General features: G+C 64.9%; 18 protein-coding genes, 1 tRNA gene and 1 pseudogene. 9 read left to right on the top strand and 11 right to left on the bottom strand.

What is annotated here, in order from left to right; genetic code table 11:
- The first annotated feature begins 65 nt into the window (after positions 1–65).
- The 3 genes and pseudogenes from VIF40_RS17145 to VIF40_RS21385 all read left to right on the top strand — a co-directional run bounded on the left by VIF40_RS17145 (position 66) and on the right by VIF40_RS21385 (position 1,617).
- A tRNA-Gly gene (locus VIF40_RS17145) sits at positions 66–140 on the top strand.
- 538 nt (positions 141–678) lie between these two features.
- Positions 679–849: pseudogene (locus VIF40_RS17150) on the top strand (efflux RND transporter periplasmic adaptor subunit); the annotation flags it as partial.
- Between the two features lie 60 nt (positions 850–909).
- On the top strand, positions 910–1,617 hold the full coding sequence (locus tag VIF40_RS21385) for an SH3 domain-containing protein (protein ID WP_349257418.1): 708 nt from the start codon (positions 910–912) through the stop codon (positions 1,615–1,617).
- Between the two features lie 755 nt (positions 1,618–2,372).
- Here VIF40_RS21385 and VIF40_RS17165 read toward each other — a convergent pair.
- Positions 2,373–5,483: an efflux RND transporter permease subunit gene (locus VIF40_RS17165; RefSeq protein ID WP_331938786.1), complete on the bottom strand. Its 3,111-nt coding sequence runs from the start codon at positions 5,481–5,483 to the stop codon at positions 2,373–2,375.
- Positions 5,484–5,491: 8 nt separating this feature from the next.
- On the bottom strand, positions 5,492–6,685 hold the full coding sequence (locus VIF40_RS17170) for an efflux RND transporter periplasmic adaptor subunit (protein ID WP_331938731.1): 1,194 nt from the start codon (positions 6,683–6,685) through the stop codon (positions 5,492–5,494).
- Positions 6,686–6,959: 274 nt separating this feature from the next.
- Between VIF40_RS17170 and VIF40_RS17175 the strand changes: the two genes are divergently transcribed.
- The 4 genes from VIF40_RS17175 to VIF40_RS17190 all read left to right on the top strand — a co-directional run bounded on the left by VIF40_RS17175 (position 6,960) and on the right by VIF40_RS17190 (position 11,712).
- Positions 6,960–7,973, top strand: a complete 1,014-nt coding sequence (locus tag VIF40_RS17175; protein WP_331938732.1) for a DUF535 family protein — start codon at positions 6,960–6,962, stop codon at positions 7,971–7,973.
- Between the two features lie 89 nt (positions 7,974–8,062).
- A complete protein-coding gene (locus VIF40_RS17180; RefSeq protein ID WP_331938733.1) occupies positions 8,063–8,749 on the top strand; it encodes a response regulator in 687 nt (228 codons plus the stop codon).
- Positions 8,746–9,855 (top strand): ATP-binding protein, encoded by a 1,110-nt coding sequence (locus tag VIF40_RS17185; RefSeq protein WP_331938734.1) that lies wholly within the window; start codon positions 8,746–8,748, stop codon positions 9,853–9,855. Before VIF40_RS17180 ends, VIF40_RS17185 begins: the two co-directional genes overlap by 4 nt.
- A gap of 45 nt (positions 9,856–9,900) precedes the next feature.
- Entirely contained in the window at positions 9,901–11,712 is a 1,812-nt protein-coding gene (locus VIF40_RS17190) for an ABC transporter ATP-binding protein (RefSeq protein ID WP_331938735.1), read from the top strand.
- Positions 11,713–12,040: 328 nt separating this feature from the next.
- On the opposite strand, the gene VIF40_RS17195 is transcribed toward VIF40_RS17190, so the two are convergent.
- Entirely contained in the window at positions 12,041–12,505 is a 465-nt protein-coding gene (locus VIF40_RS17195; protein WP_331938736.1) for a hypothetical protein, read from the bottom strand.
- 128 nt (positions 12,506–12,633) lie between these two features.
- On the opposite strand from VIF40_RS17195, the gene VIF40_RS17200 reads away from it, so the two are divergent.
- Positions 12,634–15,042 (top strand): ATP-dependent helicase, encoded by a 2,409-nt coding sequence (locus tag VIF40_RS17200; RefSeq protein ID WP_414684827.1) that lies wholly within the window; start codon positions 12,634–12,636, stop codon positions 15,040–15,042.
- A gap of 417 nt (positions 15,043–15,459) precedes the next feature.
- Positions 15,460–15,933: a transcription termination/antitermination protein NusG gene (nusG, locus tag VIF40_RS17205; RefSeq protein ID WP_331938738.1), complete on the top strand. Its 474-nt coding sequence runs from the start codon at positions 15,460–15,462 to the stop codon at positions 15,931–15,933.
- A gap of 48 nt (positions 15,934–15,981) precedes the next feature.
- Here nusG and VIF40_RS17210 read toward each other — a convergent pair whose 3' ends face one another.
- Genes VIF40_RS17210 through VIF40_RS17245 form a run of 8 tightly spaced genes read right to left on the bottom strand, consistent with a single transcriptional unit; the run spans position 15,982 to position 20,811 of the window.
- Complete coding sequence (locus VIF40_RS17210; RefSeq protein WP_331938739.1) at positions 15,982–17,271, bottom strand: sialidase family protein; 1,290 nt, start codon at positions 17,269–17,271, stop codon at positions 15,982–15,984.
- Between the two features lie 17 nt (positions 17,272–17,288).
- Entirely contained in the window at positions 17,289–17,648 is a 360-nt protein-coding gene (locus VIF40_RS17215; RefSeq protein ID WP_331938740.1) for an energy transducer TonB, read from the bottom strand.
- Positions 17,645–17,977, bottom strand: coding sequence for a hypothetical protein (locus VIF40_RS17220; RefSeq protein WP_331938741.1), 333 nt, complete (start codon positions 17,975–17,977; stop codon positions 17,645–17,647). The genes VIF40_RS17215 and VIF40_RS17220 overlap by 4 nt, the downstream gene beginning before the upstream one ends.
- A 15-nt stretch (positions 17,978–17,992) precedes the next feature.
- On the bottom strand, positions 17,993–18,523 hold the full coding sequence (locus VIF40_RS17225; RefSeq protein WP_331938742.1) for an energy transducer TonB: 531 nt from the start codon (positions 18,521–18,523) through the stop codon (positions 17,993–17,995).
- Positions 18,524–18,554: 31 nt separating this feature from the next.
- The gene (locus tag VIF40_RS17230) at positions 18,555–18,917 is read right to left on the bottom strand and encodes an energy transducer TonB (RefSeq protein WP_331938743.1); all 363 of its coding nucleotides are present in this window, start codon (positions 18,915–18,917) and stop codon (positions 18,555–18,557) included.
- 21 nt (positions 18,918–18,938) lie between these two features.
- Positions 18,939–19,655, bottom strand: a complete 717-nt coding sequence (locus tag VIF40_RS17235) for a hypothetical protein (RefSeq protein ID WP_331938744.1) — start codon at positions 19,653–19,655, stop codon at positions 18,939–18,941.
- Complete coding sequence (locus tag VIF40_RS17240; protein ID WP_331938745.1) at positions 19,652–20,170, bottom strand: biopolymer transporter ExbD; 519 nt, start codon at positions 20,168–20,170, stop codon at positions 19,652–19,654. Before VIF40_RS17240 ends, VIF40_RS17235 begins: the two co-directional genes overlap by 4 nt.
- A complete protein-coding gene (locus VIF40_RS17245; protein WP_331938746.1) occupies positions 20,170–20,811 on the bottom strand; it encodes a MotA/TolQ/ExbB proton channel family protein in 642 nt (213 codons plus the stop codon). Before VIF40_RS17245 ends, VIF40_RS17240 begins: the two co-directional genes overlap by 1 nt.
- Positions 20,812–20,947: the final 136 nt, after the last annotated feature.

Here is a 20,947-nt window from a genome sequence, read left to right on the forward strand (position 1 = left end):
CGAGACAGTTGCAATGCCGCTTCGATTACGGCATAAGGGCCCCGTCGCGGCGACGCGGCTCGGATGCGGGTGTAGCTCAGGGGTAGAGCACAACCTTGCCAAGGTTGGGGTCGAGGGTTCGAATCCCTTCGCCCGCTCCAAAATAACTCATCGAAATCAGAGAATTGTGAGAAGGCCGCCGCGAGGCGGCCTTTCGCTTTTCTGCTCTGGCGTCCACCGCGATCGCATACGGCTCGTGGGTGTCCAGGTTCCCGCCGCCCAAGGGAAGGGGCGCGAACGCTACGAGGGCTTCATCGAGGCGCAGGGGCGGCGCTCGTTCAAGGGCGGATGCCGCTCGACGAGATCGGCCAGGTGAAAACTCAAAGGAAGCTCGAGATTGGGAATCTATCCCCTTCTTGACGGAAGAGGTCGGCTTTTTCGCCTACATCGAGCGGTCGGCCGTATAGCGCATCGGAGCGCCTTGCCGCTACGCCGGGCGGTCGCCGAGCGCTTTCCCGGCGCTTCTCCAGTCCGCGCTTTCATTCGCCGAGGGCGCGCTTTCGGGACGCGAGGCCCCGGCTTTTCGCCTGCGGCCGCGAGCCTCAGTCCTGCCCTGGCGCGTGCGAGCGTCTCGTCGGTTCGACCGACCGCCGACCGAGAGGAGGAAGGTCCGAGCGAGCGACGTCGTATGTCGCGAAGCGCAAGGCGCAGATCGGCGATCGCGTGAAGCCCGGCGATCAACACTCGACGATCGTGCCGCTCGATCATCTGTGGATCGAAGCGAACCTGTGGGAGAATCGCATGCAGCGCATTCGGCCCGGCCAGAGCGCCTCGGTCGTCGCCGGCTATGCCACGCCCGCGGGCGTATCCCCGCTGGGACGCAACTCGCCGATAGATGAAACTTCAGAGGCATGTCAGCATGCGTTCACGATCTCGCAAGACGTGTCGACGCCAATGTCATGCATCGAAAGAGCATCATCGAAATGCACGTGCCGCCATAAGCAAACGATTGGCTCCGCGCCGATGCGAGCCGTTGCTGTTCATCTCGAGCCGACGGGCGCGCCGATAACCAGCGCATCCACCAAACATCCACACAATCTCCGCGAAATCTCGACAAGGAGAGCTTACCGTAGCGGCGGTGGGCAATGTCAGAGAAGCACGTGCATGATAAAGATGATCTCTATCGTTCGCGCAATGGCGGCGATTCTCCCGATCTGCGGCATTTCAACAGCTGTTGCAAGCGCCGCTGCCTATTCCGCCGTGAACCTCAACGTAAGGGCGGGTCCCGGTTCGCGGTTTCCAGCAGTCGGCATGTTGGGCGCAGGAATCCCCATAACCGTTCACGGCTGCCTCGTCCGCTACATTTGGTGCGATGTGACGGCGTCAGGCCTTCGTGGCTGGGTGTCGGGCGCATACATCGAGATCGTAAGCGATGCGCGGAGAGTGCAGTTGCCCGCATATTCGCATGGGGAAAACTTTCCGGTGGTGACCTTCCATATCGACAGTTACTGGGAGGATCACTACCGAGACTACCCGTTCTCCAACGAAATGGATCACTGGAGAGACGAGTGGGACGGTGACCGCGTTCCAATCTTGCAAGACGATTGGAGCGATTGGTCTGGAAGTGGAGAAGACTGAGCGAGGTGGGGATCCGGTGACCGTGCGGAGCTGGCGCCGCTCTCGGTCGCAGATTCGGTGGATCCGCTCGCTAAGATAAGCCGCTCGAGACGCCAGGGTTGCTGGGCGCAACGTCAAATCTCGTCGATAAGATCGGACACGTTCAGCGATCATCGTTTCTCGAGGAGAAATTGTCGTGAACAGGCGGATAATTCTAGCCGACTCGGACCGGCCCGGCGAAACGTTAGAGGCCGAAGTCATTTCGCACGATGACGCCGTTCTGACATTGGCGGTGCCGAACACCACCGTCCAATTCAGACTGCTGCGCCGCGACCGAGACTATGTGCGATACGAGGGATCGCTCGGCGGACGCAACTTTTACTTCGTTCCGCCTCGCCCTGAAGCGAGAAACGCCATCGCCCCGAAAAGGAGCAGATAGTGCGGTGTCGCCATGTCGCGGCGCAGGCGCCCGAAATCTATTGCAGAACGCGATCCGCCCCAGTTGCCGCGACGTTTCGAAGCGATCTCCCTCGGCGCTCGTTTGCATCCCATAGCCTCCAACGCTCTGAGTTGTAAATCGAGCTTCTGCTCGTCGGTCGATACGCGCGCATAAGCTATCATCATTGCTTTTCCGCGTTCCCCCACGCCGGAAGGACGCCGCCTCCGATAGGGCCTTTGCTCGTTTGACGACGACCATGCCCTCGACAAAAACGGCGAGAATTCGCGCGCACGTGTCCAACGATCGAAAACATTGAAATTCTCCTGACGCGCCCCGACTAGATGTTCTCCGCTCGGGGGCCTGCGAAGACGCGATGAACGCCGACGAACAGCAGCGGAACGAAGAAGATGGCGAGCGCCGTCGCCGCGATCATGCCGCCCATGACGCCGACGCCGATCGCATTTTGCGCGGCCGAGCCGGCGCCGCCGGCGAAGGCGAGCGGCGCGACGCCGAGGATGAAGGCGAAGGAGGTCATGACGATCGGGCGCAGCCGCTGGCGCGCCGCGAGCAGCGTCGCCTCGATCACATCCAGGCCCGCCCTTTGATGGTCGATGGCGAATTCGACGATCAGAATGGCGTTCTTGGCGACGAGCCCGATCGTCGTCAGCAGGCCGACCTTGAAATAGACGTCATTGGCCTGTCCGAACATTAGCGCTGCAACGAGCGCGCCGAGCACGCCGATCGGCGCGCACAGCATGACGGCGAGAGGGACCGTCCAGCTCTCATAGAGCGCGGCGAGACATAGGAAAACCACGAGGACCGAGATCGCATAGAGCGCCATGGCCTGATTGCCCGAAAGACGCTCCTGTCGCGAGAGGCTGGTCCACTCATGGGAGAATCCGGGCGGCAGTCCGGCGACGAGACGGTCGATCTCCGTCATGGCGTCGCCGGAGCTGGCGTCGATGGCGGCCTCGCCCTGTATCTGAACGGCGGGCGCTCCATTGTAGCGCTCGAGGCGCGGCGAGCCGAACGCCCAGCGGCCGGACGCGAAGGACGAGAAAGGCGCCATCTCGCCCGATGCGGCGCGGACATGCCAGCGGTCGAGATCGTCCGGCTGCATTCGGAACTCGGCGGCCGATTGCAGATAGACTTTTTTGACGCGGCCGCGATCGATGAAGTCGTTCACATAAGCGCCGCCCCAGGCCGTCGACAGCGTGGCGTTGACGTCGGCGAGGCCGACGCCGAGGGCGCTCGCCTTATCCTGATCGACCTCGATCGCAAATTGCGGCGTGTCGTCCTGGCCGTTCGGCCGCACGCCCTTCAGGAGCCGGCTCCGCGCCGCCGCGGCGAGCAGATGGTCGCGCGCGGCCAAGAGCTTTTCATGGCCGGCGCCGGTCATATCCTCGAGATAGAAATCGAAGCCGCTGCTCGTGCCCAATCCCTCGATCGCCGGCGGCGCCAGCACGAAGACCTGCGCGTCGCGAATCGTGGCGAGCGCCGCAGTCGCGCGCGCCGTCACCGCCGTCGCGGAGAGGTCGGGCGCCTTGCGCTCCGAAAAATCGCGCAAGCCGACAAAGGCCATGCCGACATTCTGGCCGAGGCCGCTGAAGGCGAAGCCTCTCACCGTCATGACGCCATCGACGGCCTTGCTCTCATGGTCGAGGAAATAGCGCGTCACCTGATCGAGCGCGCGTTCCGTGCGATCGCTGGTCGCGCCGACGGGCAGCTGCACGCTGACCATCAGATAGCCTTGATCCTCCTGTGGCAGGAAGGAGCTCGGCAGGCGCGCGAACAGAAAGGCCGCCGCAATCGTCATCGCCGCGAGAGCCGCGAAGCCGCGTCTGGGGCGCTGCAGAACGGCGTGCGCGCCATTTCGATAAGCGTCGGCGCCGCGTTCCATCTCGCGATCGAACCAGCGGAACAAGCCGGCCTTTTCGGCGCCCGGCTTCGGCGGACGCAGAAGCGCCGCGCAGAGCGCCGGCGTCAGGATCAATGCGACGCCGACCGACAGCGCCATGGCCGAAACGATGGTGATAGAAAACTGGCGGTAGATGACGCCGACCGAGCCGCCGAAGAACGCCATCGGCACGAAGACCGCGGACAAGACCGTCGTGATGCCGATGAGCGCGCCGGTGATCTCGCTCATGGATTTGGTCGTCGCCTCGCGTGGCGACAGCCCTTCCTCATGCATGATGCGCTCGACGTTCTCGACCACGACGATGGCGTCGTCGACCAGGAGCCCGATCGCCAGCACCATGGCGAACATTGTGAGCGTGTTGATCGAATATCCCGCCACCGCCAGAACGCCGAAGGTTCCGAGCAGCACCACCGGGACGGCGAGCGTCGGAATGAGCGTGGCGCGGATATTGTGCAGAAAGGCCAGCATGACGAGAAAGACGAGCGCGATCGCCTCGATCAGCGTGTGCGTCACCTGCTCGATCGAGATTTTGACGAAAGGCGTCGTGTCGTAGGGATAGACGACTTTCACGCTTTCCGGGAAAGTCGGCGCGAGCCGCTCGATCGCCGCCTTCACCAATGCGGCCGTGCGGACCGCGTTCGCGCCGGTCGCTAAATTGATGGCGAGGCCGGTCGCCGGCGCGCCATTATAGGTCGAGGCGCTGACATAATCCTCGGCGCCGAGCTCGACCGTCGCGACATCGCCGACGCGAACCAGCGATCCGTCTGCCGCGCTTTTCACGATGACGTTCCGAAACTGCTCCGGCGTCTGCAAGCGGCTCTGCGCCGTGACGGTGGCGTTGAGCTGCCGCCCTCTGCGCGCCGGCAGACCCCCGATCTGTCCTGCAGACACTTGCGCGTTTTGCGCCTGGATCGCGCTCGCGACATCGCTCGGGATCAACGCATATTGGGCGAGCCTGTCGGGGTCGAGCCATATGCGCATCGCATAGCCGGCGCCGAAGAGCTGCGTGCCGCCGACGCCTTCGACGCGCTTCAGCGTGTCATTGAGCGCGCTCTTGACGTAATCCGACAGATCCGCGCCGGCCATCTTGCCGTCTGTCGAAACGAAGCCGACGACCATCAGAAAGGCGCTCGACGATTTGGCGACCGCGAGCCCATTGGACTGGACCATGGCAGGCAGCAGCGAGGTGACGAGCTGCAGCTTGTTCTGCGCCTGCATCTGCGCCACATCCGGATTGGCGGCGTTGGTGAAGGTGAGGGTGATCTCGCTTTGGCCGGTCGATGTCGACGTCGAGGTCATGTAATCGAGATGATCGAGGCCGGTCATGCCTTGCTCGATGATCTTGGTGACCGAATTCTCGACCGTCCGCGCATCGGCGCCAGGATAGCTGGCGGTGATCTGGATCGTCGGCGGCGCGATCTCCGGATATTGCGAAACCGGCAGGCCGAGGAGCGCCAGCAGGCCGCCGAGCATGACGACGATCGCGATCACCGATGCGAAGATCGGACGAACGATGAAAAATGCCGAGATCACGCGCGTCAGCCTTTCGCTTTGATTTTCGCTGTCGTCGGCTCGCGCTCGCGCAGCTCGCCGGAGGCGTCGTCGATCACGACCTCGACGCCTCTCGCCTGCTGCCCGGCGCGCACGAGCTGAAGACCTTCGACGACCACGCGGTCGCCATCGCCGAGCCCTGCGGTGACCAGCCAATTGTTGCCGACGGCCTTGCCGATCGTGAGCACGCGCTCCTCGATCTTGTCGTCCTCGCCCAGCGCCAGCGCGGTCGCCTCGCCCTTGACGTTGCGGGCGACGGCGCGCTGAGGGACGAGGAAGCCGCCGGGCGCGACGCCTTCCTCGACGATCGCGCGGACATACATGCCCGGCAGCAGCAGGTGCGACGGATTGGGAAAAGTCGCGCGCAATGTCACGGTTCCGGTCGTCTGGCTGACCTTGGCCTCTGTGAATTCGAGCCGACCCGTTATCGGATAGACCCAGCCATTCTCCAGCTTCAGCCTCACCTCGACAGCGCGTCCCGGCAATTCGACTCGGCCCTCGTCTATGGCCCGTCGCAGATCGAGCATGGCGGCGCTCGATCGGGCGAGGTCGACATAGATCGGATCGAGCGTGCGAATCGTGGTGAGCGTATCGGCCTGGCCGGCCGTCACCAGCGCGCCTTGCGTCAGCGAGGATTTGTCGGCGCGGCCGCCGATCGGCGCCTTGATCGTCGTATAGTCGAGATTGATCTTCGCGCTCGCGACATTCGCCTGCGCCGTCGCCACATCGGCGCGCGCCTGGGCCAGCGCCGCGACGGCCTCCTCGAGATCCTGCGCGCTGACGGCGTTCTTCTTGATCAGTCCCTGATAGCGATCGACCTTGGCCTGCGCGCTGGGCGCCGTGGCCTCGGCTTTCCGCAGGGCGGCGACGGCGCTGTCGTGAGCGGCTCGATAGGGAGCGGGATCGATCTGATAGAGCGGCGCTCCCTCGGCCACTTCGCCGCCTTCCCGGAACAGCCGCTTCTGAATGATCCCCCCGACCTGCGGCCGCACCTCCGCCACCAGCGACGCGACGACGCGGCCGGGCAGCTCGGAAGAGATGGCGACATTTCGAGGATGCAAGGTGACGACGCCGACCTCGGGCCGCGCAGGCGGAGCAGCGCTTCGGTCGCTCGAACGAAAGTCGCATCCGGCAAGGGCGGCGGCGGCGGTGAAGGCGACGATCGCCGAGCGAATATTCATGGGGCGCGCTCTCGAGGTCGTGGCTGGGGGATCGCCCTGGACGTCGCCGGGGCGTTTTGTCTTCCATCCTGACCTACGCCGTCGTTGTTCGTGGGGCGTGCAGATTTGATGGAGAATTGATGGAGGCCGTCGAGGCTGGCGGACAAATGATTGCTGTAATGTGTGCGTCTCGTTACTGACAGTCGACGCTTATCTCGATTGGCTGGTCGTCGGCTCGAGCTGCTGACGATCGCTGCGAAGCCGTATCGAAGCGATCGTTTATGCTGGAGGCGCGGTGCAAGAAGCAATGCGGACGATATGGCGGCACGCCTGTGTGATCGCAGCAAAGGAATCGACATTTAAGGCGGGAGTATTCTGCCTGTCGTCGTTGCAGGACATTCGCGCCGCGGCCGCCTGGCTGACCTTTCTCGAGGATTTCAAAGGCAAGCATCCATTTGGAACGGCTCCGACACAATGCGTCAGAAAGCCGTTTTTCAATTACGCCGTGCATGGTCTCTCATGCTCCGAGCGAGCCTCGATTCTTAAAGGTCACTATAGTCTCATCTGCGACTCTATTCCGTCTCTAATCGCCATTTCTTGGGGGTTGGGCAATGCAGAGCTCGGCCTCCTATGCGGCAAGAACGGTGAAGCATATCGGTTGTCGCTAGCGTGCGCGGCGTTTTGCTACAAGGAGGGGGAGCTGAGCTTCGTATTGAGCGACACGGCCGATGGCCTCAAGCTCGCGATGCTGACGTTCGTGCTCGGAAACGAAGACGATGGGACGCCCTCCGTTCTGATCGGCGGATTGCAAGGACCTTCGTCGCATTGCGGGCCGGACGCCAAGGCGCGGATCGTGAAAGCAACGCGAGCCCTCCGGGGGTTGCGTCCCAAAATGGCGGTCTTTCTGGCGGCGACGGCCTTGTCCCGGGCGTTGGGCGCCCGGCGGATCCTCGCCGTATCCAATGACACGCATTCGATCAACGCCGACGCTTGTTGGCAGCGTCGGCGAATGCGCGCCGATTACGACGCCTTTTGGCTCGAACGCGGAGGATTGCGCGCACGTGAGGGTTTCGTCCTGCCCTTGATATCGGCGAAATCGCAGAACGAGCGACGCGAAGAGCAGCGGGCGCATATCGACGAATTGGTCGGGCGATTTTGCATGGAGAAGCCCAGCCAGGATCTTGGAATGTGCGACTACTCGTCGACGCCGGCGCACGAAATTGTCGAATCCTCGATCAAATATCGCCGCAGACCCAATTCTTTGCAGGGAATTTGGGAGCGACTCGACCGGTCGGAAATTCGGCCATAATTTCGACGCGTGACCAAAGTCGTTCCAGAACGACATTGATGTGCGGGAAACGACATGAGGCCAGTCAGCAAGCCGCCGAGAGCTCGACCATGAATGCGCTCGTTCTCATCGCCGATGACGAAGCGGAAATCACCGCGATTCTGGAAGCCTATCTGGCGCGGGAGGGATTGCGGACCGTGAGCGCGGCGGACGGCCGGATCGCGCTCGATCACCATGCGATTCTGAAGCCGGATATCGTCCTGCTGGATGTGAACATGCCCAATGTCGACGGATGGGAGACTCTGGCCGAGCTGCGGCGCCGCGGCGACACGCCGGTGATCATGATCACCGCGCTCGACGAGGATATAGAACGCTTGCAGGGATTGCGTCTCGGCGCCGATGATTATGTGGTGAAGCCGTTCAACCCGGCGGAAATCGTCGCCCGCGTGAAAGCGGTTCTGCGGCGCGCCAACGCGCGCGGCGACAGCGCCGTGTTGCGGATCGGCAAGCTCGAGATCGACCTCGAGAGCTTTATCGCCAAGGTGAGGGACGGCCAAGCGGCAACGTCCCTGCCTCTGACTCTGACCGAATTCCGCCTGCTCGCCCATATGGCGAAATCGCCCTCGCGCGCGTTCACCCGCGGCGAGCTGGTCGACGCCTGCTTGCCGGGCGGCGACGCGCTCGAGCGGACCGTCGACAGTCATGTCAGCAATCTGCGCCGCAAGCTAGACGAGGCCGGCGCGACCGGCCTGATGAATGTCGTGCGCGGCGTCGGCTATCGGCTGGCGGCGCCATGATTCGCCATCGCTCGACCCGCCATCGCTTGAGCCGGCAGATCGCGCTGTCGATGAGCATCGTCGTCGCCACCGCCGTGATGATCGTGTTCGTCGGCTCCTTCGTCTTCTATGGCGTCTATCTGACCTATTACCCGCCGCCGCCCGGCCCGCCGCCGCTTCTTCCCGAGGCGCCGGATTTCGTGCTGATCGCGATCCTCCTTCTCGTCGCTCTCATTCTCGCGATTTTCGCGGCGCTGCGCCTGACGAAACGGATTCTCGTTCCGCTCAACTCGCTCGCCGAAGGCGCGCGCAGCATCGCCACCGGCGATCTCTCCGCGCGCGCCTCGCCGGGCGACAGATCGCTCGGCGAAACAGCTCGGCTCGTGGACGATTTCAACGCGATGGCGCAACGCCTCGAGGACAGCGTCGCGGCGATGGCCTCCTGGAACGCAGCCATCGCGCATGAGCTCCGCACGCCATTGACGATACTGCGAGGTCGGCTTCACGGCCTCGCCGATGGCGTGTTCACGCCGAGCGACGAATTGTTCCGCAATCTCCTGTCGCAAGTCGAGGGCTTGTCGCGTCTCGTCGACGATTTGCGTATCGTCACCCTGTCGGAGAGCCGCCGGCTGGAGATGCGTTTCGAGCCGACAGATCTCGAGCAGGAGATTCGACAGGCTGTCGAGGCGATGCGCCCCGCTCTCGTCGAGGCCGGCTTCACCATCGAGATCGACGCGCGCCCCATCGTTCTGGCCTGCGACGGCGTTCGGCTGCGGCAGGCGCTGCTCGCCCTTCTCGACAATGCGAAGCGCTATGCGACGCCGGGGCTCTTGCAGATTTGGATGAGAGCGGAGGAGAAAGACATCGTGATCGCGGTCGAGGACCATGGGCCGGGCCTCGCGCCCGACTTCGCGCCCCATGCGTTCGACACATTCAGCCGGGCGGAAGCCTCACGCTCACGGCGCCATGGCGGCGCGGGCCTCGGCCTTTCCGTTGTGCGCGCCATAGCGGAGGCGCATCGCGGCCGCGCGCAATACAGAGCCTCCGCCGCCGGCGGCGCGATCTTCGAGATCGTTCTGCCGCTCGCCCGAGCGCGCGATCGCATCGGCGGCGACGCGCCGGCCTAATGACGGCGCCGCCACGAAACTGATCGAACGACCATGGACAATCGAATGACCGCCACACCTGCAATGGACAGAACCGATAGCGATTACGAGAAAGTCGCCGCAACGCACGTGTCTCTGCGCCGCGTTCTCGAGCTGTTCAGGCCTTACCGCGCCAAGATCGCAATGGTCGCCTCCTTGATGCTCCTCGGCGCGGGCGCGGGCCTGTCGTCACCTTTTCTCTTGCGCGCAATCATCGACGAAGCTCTGCCCCGTTCCGATCTGCATCAGCTCGTCGTGCTGGTGGTCGGGCTGCTGCTCGTCGCTGTCCTGTCGACCTGCCTCAGCACAGCGCAGGTGATATTGTCGGTCGGGATCGGGCAAGCGATCATGCATGATCTGCGAGTGAGGGTCTATTCGCACCTTCAATCCCTGTCTCTCGGCTTCTTCACGGCGACGCGCGCGGGAGAAATTCAATCGCGCATCGCCAGCGATATTTCCGGGTTGCAGTCTCTCGTGACCACCAGCGCGAACGAGCTGGCGCGGGCGTCGGCCACGGTGATCATGACCGCCGCGGCGATCCTGCTGCTCGAATGGCGATTGGCTCTTTTCGTCTTTCTGATCGTTCCCGGAACAGTGGCGATCAGCAATCGGGTCGCGCGAATGCGCGAAAAGCTGCTTTTCGAGCAGCAGGAGCGCATCGCCGACATGTCGTCGGCCATACAGGAAACGCTTTCGATCTCCGGCGTGATCCTCGCAAGAACGATGAACCGCGGCGAGCATTTGTCGCATCGCTTCTCGAGCCTTTCCGGAGAGGTGGCGAAGCTCGAAGCTCGCGCGCATACGGCGGGCGAATGGCAATGGGCGCTCATCAACCTCGCGCTCTCCGTGCTTCCGGCGCTGACGCTGCTGGTCGGCGGATTGCTCATGCAGACCGGCGTACCGATCAGCATCGGCACGCTCGTCGCCATGATCGCGCTGCAGGAGCAGCTATTGTGGCCGCTCGAGCAGCTCCTGGAAATCGGACGGGAGATGCGAACGACTCGCGCGCTCTTCGCGAGGATCTTCGCTTATCTCGATAGACCGGTCGAGATCAGGCCGCGCGCCGACACGGTCGCGCTGAACCGGGCCGACATGCGCGGCGCGGTCAGGGTGGAGAATGTCTCGTTTTTCTATCCGGGCGCCGCGGCTCCCGCTCTGCGCGATGTCTCCATCGACATCCCGGCCGGCGGCCATGTGGCCATCGTCGGCGAAACCGGCTCGGGCAAGACCACGCTCGGCTACCTGCTCGCCCGACTCTATGACGCGGATGCGGGCGTCATCTCCTTCGACGGCGTCGACATTCGCGCGCTTCGCTTCGAGACGCTCGCCGACATGCTCGGCGTCGTGACGCAGGAGCCTTATCTGCTCCATGCGACCGTCGCCGAAAATCTGCGCTTCGGCCGCCCGGAGGCGTCCGACGATCAGCTCGCGAACGCCGCGCGCATCGCCCAGATCCACGAGACGATCATGGCTCTGCCCGAGCGTTACGAGACGCTGGTCGGAGAGAGAGGCTATCGCTTTTCCGGCGGCGAGAAGCAGAGGCTGGCGCTCGCGCGCGTGATCTTACGCGATCCGCCGATCCTGCTGCTCGACGAAGCGACCAGCGCCCTCGACGCCAAGACGGAGCACGCCATGGCGTCCGCGCTGGCGGCGCTATCGCAGGGACGCACGACCATCACGATCGCCCACCGTCTCTCGACGGTGCAACAGGCAGATCAAATCATCGTCTTGCAGAAAGGCCGTATCGTCGAGCGCGGAACGCATGACGAGCTCGTTTCGCGAGGGCGCGCCTATTCGGAACTGGCGATGCGGTCGCATCTCGATCGGAAAGATGCATGACGCCTGGCGGACATCGCCGAGGCCGACGCCGAGCGCGATGGGACCAGCGTCATTCTACGCTCGGTCTCGATCGAGTTCCCGGCGCACGTCGCTCATCGCCACGCCGTCGAGCAGGCGCGCGACGAACCGAAGATCCATAACCGAACGCTCCTTCCAGGGCATTCGACATCTCCCGCAGGCTAGCCTGGCGGGAGATGTCACCCATGTGTCCGGAACACACTGTCACCCATGTCTCAGGTCGCTCGACATCAGAACAATATGATAGGCAGACGCCCTTCGGCTCGGGTTCGGCGGGATCGATTCCGGCGCTCGCCGGACGCGGCGTGTTTCATTCCACAGCCTTCCAATTCTCGGCGAAATAGCCTTCCGCATCGAGCGGCGCGACCGGCTTGCCGGGCCGCGCTTTCGTTCCGACGCATTTCCATTCGTAGATCGTGTCATGGCCGGTCGCGGCCATGGGAATGAAATCGGAGCCCGGGTTCTGCCGGCAATATTGCGTCGCGCCGGGCAGGGAGCGCGCCTTGCTCGCCTTGAAGCAGGGGATATTCGCGCCGACGACGCAGGCCAGCGTCCGCCCGCCCGAGCAGCGGTAATAGGCGGCGCCGATAGCGCCCGAGAGGCCGAAAGCGCGGCGAATCGCCGGCGCGAGCGAGGCTGGGGCCGTGCGCGGCGTCGAATTCGCCCCCGCCGCGCAGAGCGGCGCGGCCGTCGCTGGAGCGGCGACAGCCCCGAGAAGGCTGAAAATCAGAGCGGCGACGTGGCGCGAGCGGAACCGGGGCGGCGATGCGGGCATGGGCGTTCTCCGTCGAGAGGCGGTTTTTCCACTCCCTGCGAAGGGAGCATGGACCGCCGCGCCCGGCTTTTCCATGGTGACAGGCGGCCTCGCGGACTCCACATTGGGGACAAATCGCGAATCGGACAATGATTCGCCTTCCGTTCTCCTGTATCCTCACGCGCCGAAGGAGACCCGCCGCCTTGTCACGTCCTGCGCCGCCGGAAGATTTCACGCCGATCGAGGGCGGCGTCGCCGCGCGCGCCGCGGCGCTCGTCGGACGCGGGCGATTTCTGGAGGCGCTCAATCCCGAGCAGCGCGCCGCCGTCGAGACGATCGACGGACCGCTGCTGGTGCTCGCCGGCGCCGGCACCGGCAAGACGCGCGTGCTGACGACGCGCATCGCGCATATTCTCGCCAGCGGGCGGGCGCGGCCTTGGGAAATCCTCGCCGTCACCTTCACCAACAAGGCGGCGCGCGAGATGCGCGAGCGCGTCGAGACGCTCGCAGGGCCGGGCGCCGAGGCGCTGCAATGGCTCGGAACCTTTCATGCGATCAGCGCGAAAATCCTGCGCCGCCACGCCGAGCTGGTGGGGCTGAAGTCGAGCTTCACCATTCTCGACACCGACGATCAGATCCGCTTGCTGAAGCAGGTGCTGAAGGCCGAGAACATCGACGACAAGCGCTGGCCGCCGCGCGGCCTCGCGCATCAGATCGACGCCTGGAAGAACAGAGGCCTCTCGCCGGAGCAGGTCCCGGCCGGCGAGGCGCAGAGCTTCGCGGACGGCAAGGGCAAGGCGCTCTATGCGCTCTATCAGCAGCGGCTCAAGGTGCTGAACGCCGTCGATTTCGGCGATCTGCTGCTCGAGACTTTGCGGCTCTTTCGCGAGAACGCCGATGTGCTCGACGAATATCGTCAGCGCTTCAAATATATTCTCGTCGACGAATATCAGGACACCAACACGGCGCAATATCTCTGGCTGCGCTTGATCGCGCAGGGGCGGCACAATGTCTGCTGCGTCGGCGACGACGATCAGAGCGTCTATGGATGGCGAGGCGCCGAGGTGGAAAATATTCTGCGCTTCGAGAAGGATTTTCCCGGCGCGAAGATCGTGCGGCTCGAGCGCAATTATCGCTCCACGGGACATATTCTCGCGGCGGCCTCCTATCTCATCGCGCGCAATGAGGGGCGGCTCGGCAAGACGCTGTTCACCGAAGGCGCCGACGGCGACAAGCCCAGCGTCACCGGCGTCTGGGACAGCGAGGAGGAAGCGCGCGCGGTCGGCGAAGACATCGAGCAATTGCAGCGCAAGGGGCATAATCTCGACGAGATCGCCATTCTCGTGCGCGCATCGTTTCAGATGCGCGAGTTCGAGGAGCGCTTCATCACGCTCGGCCTGCCCTATCGCGTGATCGGCGGCCCGCGCTTCTATGAGCGGCTGGAGATACGCGACGCGCTCGCCTATCTGCGCTGCGTCGCGCAGCCTTTCGACGATCTCGCCTTCGAGCGCATCGTCAACACGCCCAAGCGTGGGCTCGGCGACGCCACGCTGCAGGTGCTGCACGAATATTCACGCCGCGAGAATGCGCCGCTGATGCAGGCGGCGCGCGTGATCGTCGAGACCGAGGAGCTGAAGCCCAAGCCGCGTGCGACGCTGCGCGCGCTGCTCGCGGATTTCGACCGCTGGCGCAATCTCATCGAGACGACGCCGCAGAACGAGCTCGCGGAAACGGTGCTGGACGAGTCCGGCTACACGCAGATGTGGCGCGACGACAAGACGCCGGAAGCGGCGGGCCGGCTCGAGAATTTGAAAGAGCTGGTGCGCGCGATGGAGGAGTTCCCCGATCTCGCGGGCTTCCTCGAGCATGTGTCGCTGGTGATGGAGACCGACGAGGCCGCCGGTCAGCAGCGCGTGTCGATCATGACGCTGCATGGCGCCAAGGGTCTCGAGTTCGAGACCGTCTATCTGCCCGGATGGGAAGAGGGGCTGTTCCCGCATCAGCGCTCGCTGGACGACAGCGGCCGCGCCGGATTGGAGGAGGAGCGCCGCCTCGCCTATGTCGGCATCACGCGCGCGAAACGGCGGCTGAGGATTTTCTTCGCCACCAATCGACGCATTCACGGTCTGTGGCAGACGACTCTGCCCTCGCGCTTTCTCGACGATCTTCCGGCCGACAATGTCGAGGTCACCGAGGCCTCCGGCGGCTCGCAATACGGCTCCTATGGCGTGTCGCGCTTCGCCAATATGGACAGCTATGGCTCGAGCTATTCGACCCCGGGCTGGAAGCGCGCGCAAACCGCGCGCGAGACCACGACACGCCAGACCGGAGCGCGCCAGAACACGATGCGCCAGCCCGGACGCCGCGCGCCGCCGATGATCGAAGGGGAGGTGCTGGCGAAATCCTCCGCGAGCGCGCGCTTTGCGATCGGCGCGCGGGTGTTTCACCAGAAGTTCGGGCCCGGCGCCGTCGTCAATGTCGACGGCAACAAGCTGCAGGTCGATTTCGACAAGGCCGGTCGAAAGATGGTGCTCGAGAGCTTCATCGAGCCGGCGTGACCGGCGCCGTCCCGCGCGTCGCGACTTTGTCCACAGGCGCTCGCGATTGCCACACGGGACACGCCTGTATATGATCGCCGCATTGCCTGAACAGAAAGCGGATTGATCATGACCAGTTCAGCCATAGAGCCGCCGCTCGTCGCAACGAGCTCCTGAAGCAATCTCGCGCGCACAGACTCGACGTCTCGCCGCTCCATGAGCGCAGCCGTCGTCTCCCGCGTCTTCGAGCTTTTGTCGCCTCATTTCATCCGGCGCGGACGATCCGCTTCGGAGCGCGTCCGGCGCGGCCGGATCGCCGAGCCATCGAGGTCCAAAATGGCGTCGTTCCGAAATAGAGACCGAGACCGAGACCGCGACCGCGACAGTGAGAATGTCGCCGAAGCCGCTTCCATGCTTCGCCCGCATGGATGGAGCGTGGTGAATACACAGCCCCATCAAGAACGCCTCGCTCTCGAAAATCTGATGCGTCAGCAATTCCATGCCTATTGCCCATGGACGCTCAAGCGCATTCGCCATGCGCGTCGCACGCAAGAGGTCGCGCGGCCGCTGTTTCCGGGATATATTTTCGTCGAGATCGCCCCCGATACGCGCTGGGGGCCGATCTGCTCGACCTTCGGCGTGAGAGCGCTGGTTCGCTCCGGCGAGCAGCCGAGCGTGCTTCCCAGAGATTTCGTCGACGATCTCAGAATGCGAGAGATCGATGGCGTCATCGCCAAGCCGGAGCGACCGTTCGAGATCGGCCAGCAGGTGCGCATCGCCGGCGGCGCGTTTCGGGATTTCGTCGCGACCGTCATCGACATGGACGAGCGCGATCGCATCATCGTTCTCATGGAATTGCTGAACCGCCCGGTCAAGGTCAAATTGACGGCGGAGCAGGTCGACGCCTGCTAGCGTCGAACGCTCTCGTTTCTTTCATCGGAGAGCGCTCTCTCGCGCGGCTCACCGCGCTTTCTGCGCGAGCCCGGCCGTGGATTTGCGCGCCGGCGCCTCGGCGTGGCCGCGCTCCAGCGGGATGAGCCGATATCCCTCCGCATGCGTCAGCCAGGAGAGATAGACAACGCCCTTGCTCTCGACGAGCAGCGGATGGTCCGAGGCGTCCGCGGTCTGCGCGAGCAGGCGCGGCGCATCGAAGCTCTCGCCGCCGTCGCGCGAGGTCTGGGCGACGATCGTCGTCGTCGTTCCGTCGAACTCCTTCCAGGCGCGATAGAGCTTGCCGCCGGAGACGAGCAGCTGCGGCCGCTGCGGGGCGCGCTCGGCGTCGCCGAGACGCTCGGGCTCGGAGAAGCTTTTCCCGCCGTCCACGCTGCGCGCATAGAACAGGCCCTGGCGCGTCTTGCCGCGCGTGAACCAGGCGACGTGCCAGCGCCCGGCGGCGTCGATCGCCATGGCCGGGCCCTGATGCGGGCAGCTCGTCGACCAATCATCGAGGCTGACGCGCGCGCCGACGAGCGTCTTGCCGTCAGCGGAGAGCTTTGCCGCCATATGGTCGCGGCGATTGTTCTCGAACACATGGCGCCAGATGAAGACGGGCTGGCCGTCGCGATCGAGCGTGGCGCCGATGCGGCAGCATTCGCAGGAATGATCCAGCAATATGCTCTTGCCGGCAAAGCTCTTGCCGCCGTCGTCCGACCAGCCGACGGCGATGCCGCTGCCCTCGAAGCTCTCGCCGGCGGTCTTGGCCTTGGCGGCGTCGCGCTTGTCGAGCCAGGCGGCGTAGATGCGCCCCTTCGGGCCGACGATGAAGGTCTCGAAGCGCTGGCCCTTGTCGTCGACGAGGGGCTGCGGCGCCGAGAAGCTCGTTCCGCCATTCGTCGAGCGCGTGACATAGACCGTGCCGTCGTAGCTCTTCTCCGGCCGCGTCGTGTAGCTCGCCAGCAGCGCCCCGTCGGCGAGCGCGACGATCTTGGGGCGCGCCTCGCCATTGTCGTCCAGCGTTCCCGGCGGCGTCGCGACGACGAAGGGCGGCGCGAAGCTCTTGCCATTGTCGCCCGAGAGCGCGCCATAGACCTTGCCGGCGACGGCGTAGGTCAGCCAGAGCCGCCCGTCGGCGCCGAAGGAGGGCGTCGCGCTGACGGCGCATCTGGGCAGCGGATCGGCGCAGGCGGGCGGCGCCGCATGGCCCATCTGGCCCATCTGGCTTCCTCTCTCCTCGCGGCCGCCCTTCTCCTGGGCGAGAGCGCTCGATGCGGCGAATAAAGCGAGGAGGGCGAGCGAAAGGCGGGCCATCATGTCTCCGATCCTTGCGATCAGTGGAAGTTGAATCTCTGCGAGCCCTCGAAGGAGCCGCCGGGCGGCGGTGGGGTCTCGAGGCCGGTGAGGATCTTGCGGACGATCTCCGCATGTTTCGGGCTGCTCGACTGGGCGATCGTCACCTTGTCGACCTTGCCGGCGGCGTCGATGTGGAAACTGGCGGTCGCCGAGCCGGCGCCGGCCGGACTCGTCGTCGGCGTGCGCTTGGCGATCTCGCTATAGAGCAGGCCGAGGAATTTGCTCTGCGAGAGGCCGGAGGGGGCCGGCGTCGCCGGCGCCGGGCCATTGGCCTCGCCGGCGGCCTGCGCCGCGCTGGCGAGGAGCGAAAAAGCGAGAACGAAGATCGAGCGTCTCATCTGGCCTGTCCTTCACGCGCGAAAACGAAACGATGCCGGAGGTGAAAGCGGCCTCCCGGCGGCGGCGGCAAGCTGACCCGCGCCAGCTTGCTGCGCGTCAACGCCACGAGGCGTGGATCGGAGCCGCGCAGGCGGGCGGAGACCACAAATCCGTCCGCGCTTATGTCGACTTCTGCGTCGACCTTTCCCTCGGGATGCGGCGCCGGAAAGGTCTGCCGGTCCAGCACGGCGTTCACGAGCAGGACATAAGTGGTCGGATGCTTCGGCTCGCCGCCGAGGGCGGCCCCCGCGCAGAGTGAGAGCGCTGTCGCGAGGGCCAGAGGTTTCACGAGACGTCCCGCCGATCAGTGGAAGTTGAATTCCTGCACGGCCGAGAAGGCGCCGCCGGGCGGCGTCACCGTGTGGACCGCGGCGAGGATTTGATTGACGACCGGCTCGAGCGCCGGATTCGAGGCGCTCTGCACCTTGTGCGACACGACGCGGCCGCCGGAGCCGATGGTGAAGGCGACATGGATCGAGCCGGTCTGGGCGTCCGACGCCTTCGGCGTGTGGCGCTTGATCTCCGCCGCCAGCAGCTTGACATAGGCCTGTTTCGAGATGGCGGGCTTCGCCTTCTCGGCCTGCTTCTTGTCCTTGTCTTTTTCTTTGTCCTTGCTCTTGTCCTTGCTCTTGTCCTTCGCCTTTTCAGCGGCCTTGTGCGGCATGGCCTTGGGCATGGCGTCCATGGCCTTCGTCTCGCTCGCGACCGGAGCCGGCGCGGGGGCGGCGGATTCGGCCGCGGTCGGCGTCGCGGCGGGGGCGGCCGAGTCGCCCTCGACCGCGAGGGCAGGGCTGCAGATCAGGCCGGCGATCAGCAATATAGCGGTTCTCTTCATTGGAACGTTCCTCGATGTGTTTTTGCTACGCTCAGAAGAAATGGAAACTCTGTTCCGCGTGGAATGGGCCGCCCGGCGGCGGCGGGGCATGCACCGATTCGATGATGCGCCTCGCCAACATCGCGTGAGCGGGCGACGAGCCCGTCGCCTCCAAGATGATAATGCGACCGTCGCGCCCGACCTCGAAAGAGCAGAAAGCATGCCCCCGGCCGATCGACTGGAGGCTCGGCGTATGGCGACGGATCGCCATCGCCAGCAGTGACTTGTAACCTTGGACGATCGCCGGAGCCGCGGAGCGGGACGGCGCCGCATGGGCGCGATCCTTCGCCGCCGCAGCGCCGAGGGCGGAGACGGAAATCAGACCAGCGACCATGCAAAACGACGACAGCCTCATTTCGCGTCCCCGGATTTCGACTCACTGGGAATGGAAATGGAAGCTCTGACTCGCGAAGAACGCTCCGGTCGGCGGGGCGGGCGCATGGATGGAGCTCAATACGCGCCGCGCCAGCGCTGCGTGGGCGGGGGACGATCCGGAAGAGGAAATGCCGGTGATGCCGCCGCCCGCGGTCACATGGAAGGTGCAATGCGCCGTGCCCTCGCCCAGCCCCGCTGTGCTCGGCGTGTGCTCGCGGATCACTTTGGCGAGCAGGGCTTTATAAACGCTCTGCGACATTCCCTCGCTCTGCGACTGCCCTTCCGGGGCGCCGATGCGGCGCTTGGCCTGCGCCTCGCGCTTCTTGTCGTGGTCGACATCCTTCTTTTTCTCGACGACCTTCTTTTTCTTCTCGACGATCTCCTTCTGCTGCGGCAGCGCCGGCGCCTCGGGCGCCATCACCTGCGGCGGCGGAATGGCGAGATCGGGCTGCTCGATCTCCTCGGGCGGCGGCGGCTCTTCATCCGCGGCGCTCATTTCCTGCGATTCGAAGAAGTCGCCCTGTGGAACGAGCTCCATGCTGACGGCGTCGAGGCTGGCGATGCTCGGTATCGCCAGCTTCAACAGCAGCCAGCCGACGGCGACATGGGCCAGGATGACGCCGGCGACGCTCGCCGGCCGCAGCCAGACGGGCTTGACGGGCGGCGGAGCGTCCGATGGCGCGCCGCCCGCGAAGGACGAGAGTGTGGCGTCCGTCATTTCGCCACCCCTCCAGCGGGAACCGCCGACGCAGCCGCCGGAGCGGGAATCGCCGCAGCGGGCGGCGCTCCCACCGGCGTGGCCGCGCCCTTCGGACGCGAGTCGGTGAGAATGGCGATATGGGTGATGCCATTGGTCGCCAATTTGTCCATCACGGCGATCACCTCGCCGTAATTGGCCTCCTTGTCGCCGCGCACATGGACGACGCGGCTCGTGTCCGTGCCCATCATCGCCTTGATGCCGTCGACCAGCGCCTCGGGCGACACTTCATCGGTGCCGAGCGCCACCTTGCCGTCCTTGGAGACGGCGACGACGATCGGCTCCTTGGGATTGAGCGGCTGCGCCGCCTTGGCCTGCGGGAGATTGACCTTCATGCCCTTGGCGAGCAGGGGCGCCGTCACCATGAAGATGATGAGCAGCACCAGCATGACGTCGACGAGCGGCGTCACATTTATGTCGGCGAGCGGCTGATAGAGGCTGTCGCCATTCTTGAAGCGCGTCGGAAGTCCAGCCATCACGCGGCCTCCCGCTTTCTCGTCGCCGACAGATGCCCGCTGGTGATCGCGAGCGCCTTATCCTCGACATAATGGGCGACCTGCTGGCCGGCGCGCGAGAAGGCGGCGCCGATCCGGTTGTAGCCGACCGAGGCGGGAATGGCCGCCGCGAGGCCATAGGCGGTGGCGGCGAGCGCCTCGGCGATGCCCGGCGCGACGACCGCGAGGCTGGTGTCCTGCGATTGGGCGATGCCGGCGAAGCTCGTCATAATGCCCCATACGGTGCCGAACAGGCCGATGAAGGGGGCGACGGAGGAGATGACGGCCAGATTGGGCAGGCCGCCTTCGGCCTTGGTCATCAGCTCGCGGCCGACGCGGCTCATGATCTCGGCGACGCGCTCGCGTTTTTCGCCGATCGACTCGCCGGGAAGATCGAAGCTCGCGGCGTGCTCGCCGGCGGCCTCGATCGGCGCGAGCAGACCCGCGGCGCCGCCCGAGCGCGCGGCGCGCGCCGATTTGGCGATGCGCACGACCGCGACGACGCCCTCGACGATCAGCACCCAGGTCCAGACCGACGCCAACAATAGGACGGCCATGACCACCTTGCCGACAGGGCCGGCGTTCAGGAACATGGTGACAGGAGAAATTGAGCCGTAATCCATGGGACGCACTCGCGCTTGGGGTTCCCCGATCGCGCGGCGGCCGCCGCGGATCAGCGTTTTGTTTTTGCTTATGATTTTGTTCGCCCGGCGGCGGCGTCCCGCTCGGAGGGGGAGAAGCCGTCGAAACTCTTTTCGC

The organism is Methylosinus sp., assembly GCF_036560965.1.
Classification (GTDB): domain Bacteria; phylum Pseudomonadota; class Alphaproteobacteria; order Rhizobiales; family Beijerinckiaceae; genus Methylosinus.

Bases quoted from the DNA above. Each gene is read 5' to 3' on its own strand.
- VIF40_RS17170 (WP_331938731.1), bottom strand. From the start codon at position 6,685: ATGAATATTCGCTCGGCGATCGTCGCCTTCACCGCCGCCGCCGCCCTT.
- VIF40_RS17180 (WP_331938733.1), top strand. From the start codon at position 8,063: ATGAATGCGCTCGTTCTCATCGCCGATGACGAAGCGGAAATCACCGCG.
- VIF40_RS17185 (WP_331938734.1), top strand. From the start codon at position 8,746: ATGATTCGCCATCGCTCGACCCGCCATCGCTTGAGCCGGCAGATCGCG.
- VIF40_RS17190 (WP_331938735.1), top strand. From the start codon at position 9,901: ATGACCGCCACACCTGCAATGGACAGAACCGATAGCGATTACGAGAAA.
- VIF40_RS17195 (WP_331938736.1), bottom strand. From the start codon at position 12,505: ATGCCCGCATCGCCGCCCCGGTTCCGCTCGCGCCACGTCGCCGCTCTG.
- VIF40_RS17200 (WP_414684827.1), top strand. From the start codon at position 12,634: ATGATTCGCCTTCCGTTCTCCTGTATCCTCACGCGCCGAAGGAGACCC.
- VIF40_RS17210 (WP_331938739.1), bottom strand. From the start codon at position 17,271: ATGATGGCCCGCCTTTCGCTCGCCCTCCTCGCTTTATTCGCCGCATCG.
- VIF40_RS17215 (WP_331938740.1), bottom strand. From the start codon at position 17,648: ATGAGACGCTCGATCTTCGTTCTCGCTTTTTCGCTCCTCGCCAGCGCG.
- VIF40_RS17225 (WP_331938742.1), bottom strand. From the start codon at position 18,523: ATGAAGAGAACCGCTATATTGCTGATCGCCGGCCTGATCTGCAGCCCT.
- VIF40_RS17230 (WP_331938743.1), bottom strand. From the start codon at position 18,917: ATGAGGCTGTCGTCGTTTTGCATGGTCGCTGGTCTGATTTCCGTCTCC.
- VIF40_RS17235 (WP_331938744.1), bottom strand. From the start codon at position 19,655: ATGACGGACGCCACACTCTCGTCCTTCGCGGGCGGCGCGCCATCGGAC.
- VIF40_RS17240 (WP_331938745.1), bottom strand. From the start codon at position 20,170: ATGGCTGGACTTCCGACGCGCTTCAAGAATGGCGACAGCCTCTATCAG.
- VIF40_RS17245 (WP_331938746.1), bottom strand. From the start codon at position 20,811: ATGGATTACGGCTCAATTTCTCCTGTCACCATGTTCCTGAACGCCGGC.